This window comes from Vibrio sp. ArtGut-C1, assembly GCF_002105475.1.
In the GTDB taxonomy this organism is placed as follows: Bacteria; Pseudomonadota; Gammaproteobacteria; order Enterobacterales; family Vibrionaceae; genus Vibrio; species Vibrio diabolicus.
Genome location: NZ_NCTH01000012.1, coordinates 81320 through 93605, shown reverse-complemented (window position 1 = coordinate 93605; position 12286 = coordinate 81320). Strand labels below are relative to the sequence as shown.

The 12286-nt window shown below is 43.0% G+C and carries 11 protein-coding genes; 5 read left to right on the top strand and 6 right to left on the bottom strand.

What is annotated here, in order from left to right:
• Nucleotides 1-283: 283 nt before the first annotated feature.
• From B7360_RS12670 to B7360_RS12660, 3 genes are all read left to right on the top strand, one after another.
• Entirely contained in the window at nucleotides 284-1597 is a 1314-nt protein-coding gene (locus B7360_RS12670; RefSeq protein WP_048625183.1) for a TolC family outer membrane protein, read from the top strand.
• A 5-nt stretch (nucleotides 1598-1602) separates the two neighbouring features.
• Complete coding sequence (locus tag B7360_RS12665) at nucleotides 1603-2220, top strand: OmpA family protein (protein WP_085343652.1); 618 nt, start codon at nucleotides 1603-1605, stop codon at nucleotides 2218-2220.
• Nucleotides 2221-2549: 329 nt separating this feature from the next.
• Nucleotides 2550-4205 (top strand): ABC transporter substrate-binding protein, encoded by a 1656-nt coding sequence (locus tag B7360_RS12660; protein WP_085343651.1) that lies wholly within the window; start codon nucleotides 2550-2552, stop codon nucleotides 4203-4205.
• 74 nt (nucleotides 4206-4279) lie between these two features.
• On the opposite strand, the gene B7360_RS12655 is transcribed toward B7360_RS12660, so the two are convergent.
• The 5 genes from B7360_RS12655 to artP all read right to left on the bottom strand — a co-directional run bounded on the left by B7360_RS12655 (nucleotide 4280) and on the right by artP (nucleotide 7907).
• Nucleotides 4280-4852 (bottom strand): protocatechuate 3,4-dioxygenase, encoded by a 573-nt coding sequence (locus tag B7360_RS12655; protein WP_085343650.1) that lies wholly within the window; start codon nucleotides 4850-4852, stop codon nucleotides 4280-4282.
• 138 nt (nucleotides 4853-4990) lie between these two features.
• Nucleotides 4991-5659 (bottom strand): arginine ABC transporter permease ArtM, encoded by a 669-nt coding sequence (gene artM / locus B7360_RS12650; protein ID WP_065646167.1) that lies wholly within the window; start codon nucleotides 5657-5659, stop codon nucleotides 4991-4993.
• Nucleotides 5656-6345: an arginine ABC transporter permease ArtQ gene (gene artQ, locus B7360_RS12645; RefSeq protein WP_053808019.1), complete on the bottom strand. Its 690-nt coding sequence runs from the start codon at nucleotides 6343-6345 to the stop codon at nucleotides 5656-5658. The genes artM and artQ overlap by 4 nt, the downstream gene beginning before the upstream one ends.
• A 1-nt stretch (nucleotide 6346) precedes the next feature.
• Complete coding sequence (locus B7360_RS12640; RefSeq protein WP_005390934.1) at nucleotides 6347-7090, bottom strand: arginine ABC transporter substrate-binding protein; 744 nt, start codon at nucleotides 7088-7090, stop codon at nucleotides 6347-6349.
• A gap of 88 nt (nucleotides 7091-7178) precedes the next feature.
• Nucleotides 7179-7907 carry an arginine ABC transporter ATP-binding protein ArtP gene (gene artP, locus B7360_RS12635; RefSeq protein WP_101911867.1) on the bottom strand — a complete coding sequence of 243 codons (729 nt, stop codon included), beginning with the start codon at nucleotides 7905-7907 and terminating at the stop codon, nucleotides 7179-7181.
• Nucleotides 7908-8334: 427 nt separating this feature from the next.
• Between artP and B7360_RS12630 the strand changes: the two genes are divergently transcribed.
• Nucleotides 8335-10569, top strand: a complete 2235-nt coding sequence (locus B7360_RS12630; RefSeq protein ID WP_085343648.1) for a hypothetical protein — start codon at nucleotides 8335-8337, stop codon at nucleotides 10567-10569.
• A 141-nt stretch (nucleotides 10570-10710) separates the two neighbouring features.
• Nucleotides 10711-11706 (top strand): ABC transporter substrate-binding protein, encoded by a 996-nt coding sequence (locus B7360_RS12625; protein ID WP_085343647.1) that lies wholly within the window; start codon nucleotides 10711-10713, stop codon nucleotides 11704-11706.
• Between the two features lie 82 nt (nucleotides 11707-11788).
• Here the strand turns inward: B7360_RS12625 and B7360_RS12620 are convergent, their stop codons facing one another.
• Nucleotides 11789-12166, bottom strand: a complete 378-nt coding sequence (locus B7360_RS12620) for a nuclear transport factor 2 family protein (protein WP_048625191.1) — start codon at nucleotides 12164-12166, stop codon at nucleotides 11789-11791.
• Nucleotides 12167-12286 lie beyond the last annotated feature (120 nt).

The window sequence follows — 12286 nt, the reverse complement described above, 5'->3', positions numbered from 1 at the left end:
TACACAATTGGTCGTAAGCTAGCATCAATTAACCCACCTAAAACACGCAATTATCCTATCAATAATTTTCATGTTTTAAATTTGTTTTATTTTGCACCGTAAAAACATATGTTATGCGACCTATTTTTAATATTCTTTAAACTTGTCATTAAATTTTCATTGAAATAGCAGCTTACATTCCAAAAAAGCAAGCAAAAGGAAACGTTTGCCTTGGGTAATATTAGTAATCTTTAATATTTATTTTTGAAAAATAACTGGCGTTAAATTATTTGGGGAGATTTTAGTGAAGCTAAGTAATATTAGTATCGCGTGTTTTGGTTTGCTAATACCACTGGTTTCTAGCGCACAAACTTTAGAACAAGCAATAGCGACAACATTTGCAACGAACCCTGATATCAAAAGTGCGTTTAACGAGTATATGAGTAGTCGTTATATTATCGATAAATCACGTGGAGCATATAAACCTAGTCTCGATATTGACGCGGGTATCGGTTACGAGAGCATTCACCCTTCCGACTCTACTGGTAAGAGTGATACCGAGATGACCCGTAAAGATATGGCAATTACTCTTACCCAGTTGATCTGGGATGGTTCAAAAACCCTATATGACATTGATCGTACCTCTGCAGATGCAGAGTCTGTGCGTTATCAGTTACTTGCAGATGCCCAAAATGTTGCGTTAGAAGTCATTAAAGCTTATTTGGATGTAGTAAAAACACAAAAGCTGACTGCGCTTTCCACTAGCAACCTAAACACACATAAGCGAATTTATACTGATATTAAAAAGCGTACAGAGTCAGGAATTGGCTCAGTTGCCGACCTTAACCAGGTTAAAGCTCGTTTAGCAAAAGCTCAAAGTAATGTTTTAGCTGCACAAAATAACCATAAAGACGCTCAAACAGCATTCTTTCGCTTAGTTGGTGAAGCACCAACTAACCTTATTTTTCCGCACGCAGACCAAAACTTTATCCCCAATTCTCTAGACGAGGCCCAATCGCAGGCTTTTGACAATCATCCTGTCATAAAAATAGCACTCGCAGATGTCGATTCTGCCAGGTTCCAATATAAACAAGCGGATGCAAACTATTTCCCAGTCATCTCATTTGAAGCGAAACAAAGCTGGAACGATGATGTAGGAGGAGTAAATGGTCTCAACTCTGAAACACAAGCAATGCTTCGTGTCCGATACAACCTTTACAACGGTGGCCGAGACTCTGCGAACAGTGACAGTATGGCCTATCAACTCAATAAAGCGAAAGACCTCAGAGAGCGAGCATACCGAAGTGTGGAGCAAGAGCTCCGCCTTTCTTGGAGCGCTCTTGAGCTGACTAAACAACAAAAGTCTTTTTTAATACAACACGTTGATTCCATGTCAAACACCGTTATTGCATACCAAAAACAATATCGTATTGGAAAGCGCACCCTACTTGATCTGCTGAACACTGAAAACGAGTTGTTTGAATCACGCAAAAACTACTTAGAAACACAATTTGCGCAGCAATACGCACAATATCGAACCCTGACTTCAACCGGGCAGCTTTTAGACGCATTGCGCGTCGACATACCGGAAGAGTGGACTCAATCGGTGGAGTACTAAATACAATGAAAAAGAATCTTCTAATCACTCTGGCTTTAGTCATAATGAGTCATCATAGTGCATACGCAAAAGATGAGCTGGCGTACATTCCTATACCAAAGGCGAATCAGATTGCTGACCTAAACGACTTGGACCAAGATGGTGTGATAAACGCTCGTGATCTTTGCGCAGGCACTCCAATAGGGGCAGAAGTGGACAATGATGGTTGTGAAACCTATTTGCATAAAGAAGAGCAATACCAACTTAAGATTTTGTTTGATAATGACTCTGCTCTTATTAACCAAATTTTTAAAAACAAGATAGATGAGTTGGCTGCATTTCTTAAAAAGTATCCAACCACTTCTATAGAGATACAAGGATACGCAAGTAAGGTAGGACGCGCAGAATACAATTTAAACCTATCTCGCCATCGTGCAGAGAATGTACGCAATCTATTGATAAAAAAAGGAATCCCGGGTGACCGCCTCGCAATTATTGCTTTTGGCGACACACAGTTAGCAGAGCCGGGTATGGATCGTGTCAGCCACGCATTAAACCGCCGCGTTACTGCCACTGTTGTCGGCCAACAAGGGATGGTTAAAGATGAGTGGACGATATTCACTACCTTCCCAGAAGTAAAATAAACTTATACCCCTGCTTATTTGCATAGATGAGTGGGGGTATTTTCATGTCATTACGCCTAACTAATTAGACACAACTAATAAAACAAACACTAACATTAATCATAACTCACTAATATTATAGTAAAAATTAAAAAATGAGCCTTTACTCTATATTAGTAGTAATATATTAGAGTCAAAATGAAAACCACCAATACTTTTAAATGGGAAGAAGATAAGCCAATCAATAACACTGAGGGGTTTAAGCAATCACCTTTCTTCACCACAATATGAAATCAATTTATTATATAGCTTTAATAAATCAATCATCTATTGAGGAAACATAATAAAACATGACAGAAACATGTCTTCGTAGATTGAGCCAGTTATTAAAACATTACAAACACTCTCAAACGTATCAGGTAAACCTCGACGATTTAGAACTGGTTTTTTCAACTTCTAGACGCAACATATCTAATATACTGAGAATACTTGACAGCTACAATTGGATCCATTGGGAGCCAGGTCGTGGTCGTGGGAAAGCCAGCACACTAAAAGTGACGGTAACAATACATCAAGCCCTCTACTTTACGATTCGTAATGAAATCAACAATGGTAGCTTTGACGTCATCTCGAGGTTACTTGAGCATTACCGTAGCACCGCTGTAAGCGCACTTAGCCAAGCACTCGCAGAAGTTTCAGAAGAAAACAAAGATTCAAATACACTCATCGTCAGCCAGTATCCTTGGGTAGATGAGCTAACCCCTTCACTGACTTATCGCTTTTCAGAACTGCAGGTAATACGCAGCTTGTATGACACCCTATTTACCGTTGATCACTACGGTCAATTAAAAAATCACCTCGCTTGTGAGTACAAAAATGAAGGCAGTTGTATATATATTTGGCTCCGCCCTGATATCTGCTGTCACGATGGGCTAACATTACAAGCAGAAGATGTCGTACACTCTTTAAATAAGCTCGTTACAACAGATGGCCCCGTCCAAAAATTACTTCAGCAAGTCACTCGTATCAGCTTCGATAATGCCAAACAAGCTATACGTATTGACTTAAAGCAGCCTAATAACTTATTCATTTACTGCTTAGCAACCGCAAATGCGTCTATCACTACTCGACGTCAGAAGAGCTTTAAAGGTCGCAGTATCACAATAGGTACTGGCCCGTTTGTACTTAGGCATTGGGATACCGACAAAATAGTACTGAAGAAACATCATAACTATTTCGCAAAAAAGGCATTATTGGAGCAAATAACACTCTCTCATCAAGGGACTGAGCTGGATCAATACATCAGTTATAATCAGGAAACTGACGATACCGAATGTTATATGATTCAGGCATTTTCTTTTCTAGCACGTAATCGTCGCGCCGAGTGCTCACTAAGCGAGCAAACTTGGCAGCGCCTATTTTCTTTTATCGAGAGTCGTAGATTTGAATTTGCCAAAGCGAATAGCTTGGAAACGATGCAAATTCTCGATGACAGCTCTCACAATGAGAATATTCCTCAGCTTGAGGGAACGTTGGTCATAACCCATCCAAAGTGGACGATTGATTATTTAAGTAAAGCGAACCAATGGATCGTAGATTTAATCCGTCAAACTGGGTTGCATGTAGAATTTGTGGAGCTAACTGACGCTAGTAATCCTCAACTTGTAAAAGAACAAGCCGACTTGCTCTTTGTCGAAGATGTCATTGAGCCACCTTTAACCTATGGAATTTATGAGTGGCTATTAACAGGTACAGGTATTCGATTTGCTCTTCACTCTGATGAATTTGAACAGCATGTTAATCACGTACACGATGCAGTCTCTGATCCCACGCCTGAAAAACGTTTGGAGGGAATACTCTCGGAGCTCAGAGCTGATACAACAATCTTACCATTGTTCTGGGGGCAAGAAAAAATCACCAGAGCGAAAGGTGTAAGCGGTGTTCAACTCCGTAAATCTGGGTACAGTGATTTCTACAAACTAAGAGTCAGAGCCGGACAAGACTAATCTGTTAGAAGCTTCTGTTTGCTAATTACTTTTGTAATCTACGATGTGAGTTTTCAAAATAATGCTTAATCGTATTAAGCGAGCACAAAATTGAACTCACCGACGACTCGACCATCAATGTTGACAGGCTTAAACTGCAAATAATCACGGGCTTTTCCGCCCCACCACTCGTTACCAGTTCGCCCTTTCAAATAAAGCTGAGTCGTTAACAGCTCTTTCTCTCCACTCCATAGTTTGACGTGGATGTGGGGAGGTCGAGAGCTATATGGAACCGGAAATAACGTTTGAAAAAGGTAATTCCCATCTTCGTCAGTTAAAACTGCACCAAAGCCTGCGAAGTGAGGATCAAACTTATTATTGTTAGGTTGATTCGGGTGTTCATAGATGCCTTGTCCATCACATTGCCATATTTCTATTTTCATTCCAGACAATGGATTCCCTGCTGTATCCATTATCTTACCCTGAAGAAAAATGGGCTCACCAATAAGACCTTTCGACTGCAAAATCAAATTTTGACGAAATGGCACTGGAACCACGGGATAGAATGGTCCTTCCGTTTGAGGCGGTGTCGGCTTCATTGGGCTAGCGGATTTTAGCGAAGGCGCAAATATTAGCGACCATAAAGCTAAGAAGTGTCGACGTTCCATATCATCACCAGTGATTGTTTGCCTTACTTAAGTTTGGTGATTCTTGATGATTTTTCCAGCGTAGCAGTACACTAAAACAAACATGCCTCTGTTCAGGGCAACGCTGAACAGAGGCATTTACAAATTAGCTACTAATAATTAAACGGCTTCAAAGGCTAGTGCTTTCTTCTCTACCTGACGGAAGATAAGAGTGAGCACACCATTTACGGTTAAATAAAATGCGCCTGCAATACCAAATACCGTCAACGTATCGTAGGTTTGTGCGTTAATGCGCTGCGCATAACCCATCAGATCCATGATCGTAATCGTGCTTGCTAGTGACGTGCCTTTGAAGACCAAAATCACTTCGTTCGAGTAAGCCGGAACAGCACGGCGAATAGCGTATGGCAGAAGCACTTTCAGTGTTGCGGTTTTGTTCATGCCTAATGCACGACACGCTTGCCATTGACCGGAAGGAATCGCGTTAAACGCTCCTTTGAACAACTGAGTGCTGTATGCAGCGGTATTTAGTGCTAGTGCTAACATCGCACAAAACCAAGGTTGGCTTAACCATGTCCAGAATACGCTTTCTCTTACGACATCAAACTGACCCGGACCGTAGTACACCAAGAAGATCTGCACCAATAAAGGCGTACCAGTAAACAAGGTGATGATGCCACGACTTAACCAATGCAAACCCGGAGTACGTAAGATCAGAGTCAGCGTCATCATCAAAGCTAAGAGACAGCCCACCACCAAAGAAGCGGCAGTCAATTGAAGGCTAGTGCCTAAGCCATCCAGCATTTGCCAAACGTGTTGTTCGTTCATGCGGTAGCCTCCTGTCCCATACTCATGCCTTGAATTGAGAACTTCTTATCAATCAGTTTTACGGCACGTTGCGTAATCAAAGTAATGCCTAAGTAAATCGCCGCAGCGGTTGCGTACCATGTAAAAGCTTCATGCGTCGCAGCAGACGTTAGCTGCGCTTGTTTCAACAAATCCGTTACGCCAATCAGTGATACAAGCGCGGTATCTTTCAACAGAACCAACCATTGGTTAGTTAAACCTGGTAGCGCGTGTCTTACTGCTTGTGGCAAAACAATGCGAACAAAAGCATGTGCCTGACTGACGCCGAGTGCACTTGCTGCTTCTCTCTGCCCTCTTCCAACGGCTTTTAACGCGCCACGTAGAGTTTGAGAAGCATAAGAAGCGAAGATTAACGACAACGCCACCACGCCAGACAAAAACGGGCTAACTTCAATAAAGTCGCCGGTGATTAAAAACAGAACCTGCGTCGAACCAAAATAGATGAACAACACGACAAGGATTTCTGGCAAGCCACGCACAATCGTCACAAATGCCGTCATTGGCCATTTAACGAAAACGCGGCGAGACATTTCACCACTGGCGAATACCACTGCCAGAATCAAACCGACTAAAAGGCTTGTGAAGGCTAGCTGGACAGTCATCCAACTAGCTTGAACAAGCGATAAAGAGTAACCCGTTAGTGCCATATTACTTACCGAAGTACTTGTTGTAGATTACGTCGTATTCGCCGTTCGCTTTCACTGTTTTCAGTGCCGTGTTCAGCTTGTTCACTAGCTCATCGTTACCTTTGTTTACTGCGATACCGAAACCGTTACCGAAATATTTAGGGTTGGTTACGTGCTCGCCCACATATGCTAGATTGTCTTCTTTCTTGAACCATTCAGCTACGACAGCTGTATCGCCGAATACAGAATCAATACGACCGTTCTTCATATCGATGAATGCGTCTTGGTAGCTAGAGTAAGGAACCGCTGTTACGCCCGGCATTTGCTCAATCAAGTAACTTTGGTGTGTTGAACCGTTTTGAACACCAACGCGCTTACCTTCTAGTGCTTTTTGATCAGCAACTTTTTCTTTGATAGAAACAAACGCTGCTGAGTTTTCATAGTATGCATTCGTGAAATTCACTTGCTCCAAACGCGCCTCAGTAATATCCATTGCAGAGATAGCCGCATCGTAACGTTTGAATTTTAATGCAGGGATCAGGCTGTCAAAAGATTGGTTATGGAAGGTACATTTGGCTTCCATTTCTTTACATAGTGCGTTCGCCAGATCCACGTCAAAACCTTGGATTTGGTTATTTTCATCCATGTATTCGAATGGTGCGTACGTCGCTTCCATCGCGAATTTGATCTCTTCTTGTGCTGCTGCGTTTGCTGCCATAGTTGCAGAAGAAAGGCCGATTAGTGAAGCTAGTAGAATCTTTTTCATTGCAATACTCCGTGTGTACTTAGTGGGCTGACACTCGCAATGACAGCCGAGCTTATCTGTTAAATAGACTGAACGTTAAAAACGTAATTTAGTGATTTAGGTAGTCAGCAAACTGGGCGGTTTGCGGGTTAGAAAACGAATCATTTGTGCCGTGCTCGACGATGTATCCTTTTTCTAGATACAGTACGTGGCTAGCGATTTTCTTAGCAAAATCGACCTCATGCGTTACTACGACTTGGGTGATGCCAGTTTCGCTTAAATCTTTAATAATCTTAACGACTTGGTTAGTAATTTCCGGATCAAGCGCTGCGGTCGGTTCATCAAAAAGCAAGACTTCCGGTTTCATCATCAGTGCACGAGCAATCGCCACACGTTGTTGCTGACCACCAGAAAGCTGCATCGGCCATGCATCCGCTTTATCTGCCAAATGCAGCGTTGCGAGAATTTGCATTGCTTGGTTCTTCGCTTCTTCTTTATCCATGCCAGATACTTTTACCGGAGCCTCAATCAGGTTCTCCATTACTGTCATGTGCGGCCATAAGTTGTACTGTTGGAACACCATGCCTACTTTACGACGAAGTGCTAAACCTTGTTTCTCTTTGATTTCAGTAGAGAAATCAAAAACATCATTTGCGATGTTTAGCTTGCCGTTATCCGCCCCTTCAAGAAGGTTAAGAACACGCAGTAGAGAGCTCTTACCTGCGCCACTTGGACCAAGTAACACCAGTGTTTCCCCGCTTTCACACTTAAAGCTGACATCGTGAAGCACTTGTGTCTCACCGTAGGATTTATTGATTCCGCTTACCTGAATAGTCATGCTGACATACCGCATTAATTGTCACTTGGTATTTATATTACTCAACTGGACTTTTTATGCAATAAAAATGTATAAAAATTTAATTTGTTAATTTTTTGTATGATCAGCAACCACCAAGACAGAGTATCTGACTGGTTTGAAGAGTTAGTTTTAACTGAATTTGTTGAAGAAAAATCCAACAACATGGTGACGACCGAAACAAAGTTAAAATGGTGGTTATTTTTGTGCTGACGTGTAGAGGAAGTTTTGAGTCTATGAGGATGATCTATTCCAAGTACACCCGCTCATTTTTGCACAGCATCCCCTGTTAGTTTTCCTGTAAAGTCCTCTATGGTAGGGGCCAGATTACGACTTCGCGAATGGACTATAATTTCTCTTTGTATCTGACTCTTAATTTGAGTCATCTAAGTATTAATGGGATAACTCCATGTTGAAGTCGCATTGTTTTTCTCTCGTTACACTCGCTTCTCTGAGCTTGCTTTCTGTACCCGGCGTTTGGAGTAGAACAGCAATCGTGTTACCTGGATTGCATGAACAGGGTATTGATCTTCAAGATAAGCCTATCTCTGCTGCGGCTGCACTTGAATGGGAGTTGGATAATGCCGATATCGTGTTTGGAGCTTACCAAAATAAGAGTGATAACGAGCGTGTAAAAGCGCTTGGTTACATGTACAACCAAAAGCTGGAACTTAACTCAGGTTGGCTGGAAAACGATATACGTAACCAAGCAGAAATAAATAACATCGATTATGAGGACTTTTTTCTTCATTTTTCGGAAGACACTGTCCTAGCTGAAGTCGACTCAAGCCATGGCGAGAATACTCTGCTCAATCGAAAACCGATGATTGTTGGTTATACGGCTAGTGCTGACCACGCCGGTTTTTGGCTATATCGACCACCGCCATGGGATGCTGATGTATTCGGTCAGGCGAATAATGGTGGTGCCCTCTATGTTTATCACTCAGAGAAGTTCGACCGCTTAACCCTTACGTTTTCCCAGTTTGCTCAAGGTGGCAACTTCATAATTGAATACCCTTCTGCCATCGATTCATTCGGTCTGGTAACAGAATGGAAAAACTTCGTAATTAAAAAAGACAAGACTGAGAACATGACTAAAAACCAAACGGTAAACTGGTCTGTTCCTTCGGATTGGGTTCGCGCTACGACACACGATGGTAGCGGACAAACCTATGGTGGCGGTCAGTATTTTGGGTCCACTTTTTTACGCGACGGCGGCCGCCTTTACCTTGCGAAAATTACTTGGCATGACGACAACATAGAAAACCGCCCACGCCTCGAAAACATTCAACTCAAAGATAGCTTCCCTGTCGTCAATGTCTCAGGAGCACCAACGGAGACACCTGAAGGTCAAACCATTCAACGCTGGCGACAAATTCGTGGCTTCGACAAATCTGCAGATCGAAACCAAGACAATTATCTTTCTTGGCATGAATACAAAAACCGTTCGAATAAGAATGCAACGGCACGATTTCGTTGGGAGTCACGGGTTATTCCATTTGGTCGTATGTGGAATCAAACCTCTTCTTGGGCATTAACCAACCTCGGCGATCCCGACCTTGCCAACGCAATGCACCACTATTACCAAGCTGAATGGGCGAAACAAGGTTTAAACGGTGCGTACAACGACGATACGAATAAGTTACTCGGAGAAAATCAGTTCTACGTTTATTCTGGTGGTACGGTGGATGAGCTTGGTTTGGTGGCGGGAAGCCAAGCCGCTGATGATGCATACAAAGCGCAATTCTCGGCGTTCTTAAACAAATTGGCGACGCTGGATGCGGATGCGTTAATTGGCCTCAACATAGGCACGGCCAACTTATTCGGTCGTAACGGCCAAAACCACTTGGTTGGTGCTGGCTCCTTGTACTTGCGCGAGCACTACCTTTTCCCTTCCACTGGCTTTAGTGGCTATGCTGGCTTGGCTAAGTTTTGGGATAACGCTGCTCTCGCCAAAGTTGGCCAGAAAGTGATTTATCAAGCAACAACTCGTTATGGTCGCGTCCAATACTTTGGTAACACAGAAAACAATTGGAAGCAGGACCAATATTCTGCACTAGTAGTGTTCTACTTAAACTATCACCCTGAGCGCAGTTACTTTAGCCAGTGGAATAATGGTTACGTATATGGAAGCAATAACACTACAGGTGACAACTTCTGGAAGGCAGGCATACCAAAGAATATTGCTTATCAACCTAGCACCTTGCTTGCCATCGATTTAGGTACGCCAGCCAATCAAATCCCAGATGGGTATCAGGCGACTCCGTTAATGATGTCCACCAGCACGCCCTATTCCGCCGATTACACGATGATTGGAGATGCATCTATGAGCAAAGTGGCTCATCCTGACTTGCCTAATGGCGCTATCGATTTGTTACCAACCCATACGTACTTTGCGTATCGCTCAGAAGATACGGTAGTGATGCATGGCCCTACGGAGATGGTGTTAGCTCGCGAATTTACTAAAGGCCGAGTGCTGTATCGGACTGATTTCTTTGGCAAGAATATCGATTATTTCTCCTCACCGAAGATAACTATCGCACTTCCAGAACCTATGCAACCTGTAGATCAAGACGGTAACATCGGCGATTATGTTTCTCACATTGAGATCGGCGGCTACGAAGGGGTGTTCTTGCTGTATTAACTCCCTTTCAACCACTCTCACTAAACGCTTCATAAATAGCCGTTTTTATGCTTAACGTCACTGAAAAAACCTTGTTCACTGAATCTTTATAAACCGATGTATATACTGAAGTAAATGACAACGACAAGGAAATTCAGTCACATGAAGACGACACCTTCAATGCTCTCTGTTCTGCTGCTATCAGCATTATCAACTCATGCAAATGCAGATGAATGTGGAAAAATAACCATCGCGGATATGAATTGGAATTCGGCCAGCTTAATGGCGCACATCGACCAATTTGTCTTAAATGAAGGCTACCAGTGCGATGCGGAATTGATCCCTGGTGATAGCGTTCCTACAGGCACCTCTATGATTGAAAAGGGACAACCTGACGTTGCGCCAGAGTTATGGACAAACGGTATTAAAGAAGCGCTTGATAAAGGCATTGCTGATAAACGCTTGCGCATCGCTGGTGAGTCGCTTGTCAATGGTGGTGAAGAAGGTTTTTGGGTTCCCGCCTATCTGGTAAAACAGTATCCAGAGCTCGCGACGATAGAAGGCGTCATTAAACACGCCAAGCTGTTTGAACACCCTGAGGATGATGACAAGTTCGCCTTTTATAGCTGCCCTGCTGGTTGGACATGCCAAATCACCTCCGGTCACTTGTTTAATGCATTAGGGTTAAGTGAGCACGGCTTTGAGATGGTTGACCCAGGCTCTGGCGCAGCATTAGCTGGCACCATCGCCAAAGCCTATGATCGCAAAATGCCTTGGTTTGGTTACTACTGGTCACCAACACCCGTATTGGGCAAGTATGATATGGTCAAAGTGGATTTTGGTAGCGGAACGGATCTGGAAGAGTATCGCAACTGTACCACCCAGCCTGATTGCGCTTCACCAAAAGTAACAATGTACCCACCTTCTCCAGTTCGCACAGTAACAACTGAGGCGTTTGCGAGCAAAGAACCCCAAGCATTCGCGTACTTGCAGAAACGCGGATTTACCAACGAGCAAATGAGTGAAATGCTGGCCTGGATGGAAGATAACTACGCAGATGGTGAAGAAGCGATGTTTTACTTCTTTAATACCTACCCTGACTTATGGAAAGGTTGGGTATCTGAAGACGTAGCGGTGAAAATAGAAAAAGCGCTTTGATGATTGATACTTAGAGTGCCACAAATCATTTAACCTCCCATACCGTTTGAATAAACGGCATGGGAGACTAATCAACGATTCGTTAATACATGGTGTGGCCATTCAATGTTTCTTTAGGAATCTCTTGCAGAGCGTCCCAATGTTCGACGATTTTCCCATTATGATCAAAACGAAAGAAATCCATCGTCACGTATTCAATATCATTAGGCCATGTTTGGTGAGTGTGTAGTGCCACCAAATTCCCCTCAGCAATGGCTCGCACAAACGTAATGTCTTTATTGGGATACTCGTTTTGCATCCGCTCAAAATACTCGATAAAAGCCTCAGGGCCATTTCCAACTAATGGATTGTGCTGAATGTACTCATCGCCAACGTAGTCTTCAACTGCCTTTTTTGGATTACCTCGATAGGCGGTTTCGTAAAACGCAATGGCATTTCTTTTGTTCTCTTGCAGGTCCATTTTTCTTCCCTATGTCGCTCTACTTGGTATTTAACGATAATCATAGCCTTAGAACCTAAGAAGTGACCGAACATCGCGCACAAAAAAGGCCGCTAAACCGCAGCCTTCTCACTTGAAACT

What these genes read in the sequence shown, in the direction of transcription:
- B7360_RS12665 (WP_085343652.1), top strand. Translation starts at nt 1,603, where the DNA reads ATGAAAAAGAATCTTCTAATCACTCTGGCTTTAGTCATAATGAGTCAT.
- B7360_RS12660 (WP_085343651.1), top strand. Translation starts at nt 2,550, where the DNA reads ATGACAGAAACATGTCTTCGTAGATTGAGCCAGTTATTAAAACATTAC.
- B7360_RS12655 (WP_085343650.1), bottom strand. Translation starts at nt 4,852, where the DNA reads ATGGAACGTCGACACTTCTTAGCTTTATGGTCGCTAATATTTGCGCCT.
- artM (WP_065646167.1), bottom strand. Translation starts at nt 5,659, where the DNA reads ATGAACGAACAACACGTTTGGCAAATGCTGGATGGCTTAGGCACTAGC.
- artQ (WP_053808019.1), bottom strand. Translation starts at nt 6,345, where the DNA reads ATGGCACTAACGGGTTACTCTTTATCGCTTGTTCAAGCTAGTTGGATG.
- B7360_RS12640 (WP_005390934.1), bottom strand. Translation starts at nt 7,090, where the DNA reads ATGAAAAAGATTCTACTAGCTTCACTAATCGGCCTTTCTTCTGCAACT.
- artP (WP_101911867.1), bottom strand. Translation starts at nt 7,907, where the DNA reads ATGACTATTCAGGTAAGCGGAATCAATAAATCCTACGGTGAGACACAA.
- B7360_RS12630 (WP_085343648.1), top strand. Translation starts at nt 8,335, where the DNA reads ATGTTGAAGTCGCATTGTTTTTCTCTCGTTACACTCGCTTCTCTGAGC.
- B7360_RS12625 (WP_085343647.1), top strand. Translation starts at nt 10,711, where the DNA reads ATGAAGACGACACCTTCAATGCTCTCTGTTCTGCTGCTATCAGCATTA.
- B7360_RS12620 (WP_048625191.1), bottom strand. Translation starts at nt 12,166, where the DNA reads ATGGACCTGCAAGAGAACAAAAGAAATGCCATTGCGTTTTACGAAACC.